This window comes from Desulfocurvus sp. DL1XJH-121 (genome assembly GCF_054819825.1).
This window is the reverse complement of record NZ_JBTVWW010000191.1, coordinates 1-240: the sequence shown is the minus strand read 5'-3', so window position 1 is coordinate 240 and position 240 is coordinate 1. Positions and strand designations below refer to the sequence as shown.

Genomic DNA, 240 nt, shown 5'->3' with positions numbered 1-240 from the left:
AAGGCGAGCCGCACCTCGATATTCATCCCGATGATGCTGCCGCACGCGGTATCGCCGCCGGCGACATGGTGCGCATCTTCAATGACCGTGGCAGCTTTGTTGCCAAGGCCAGGGTCACGGACAAGGCGCGACGGGGCCTGGTGGTGGGCTTGTCCGTGTGGTGGAAGAAACTCGCCAGCGATGGCAAGAACGCCAATGAAGTGACCAGCCAGCGCCTGACGGACATGGGCCGCGCACCCA

Annotated in this window: 1 protein-coding gene; it reads left to right on the top strand. The window is 63.8% G+C overall.

Features of this window, described 5'->3' with window-relative positions; all coding sequences use genetic code 11:
• Positions 1-240 (top strand): molybdopterin dinucleotide binding domain-containing protein (locus ACYYG1_RS17835; protein ID WP_461211669.1); only part of this gene is annotated, 240 nt, incomplete at both ends.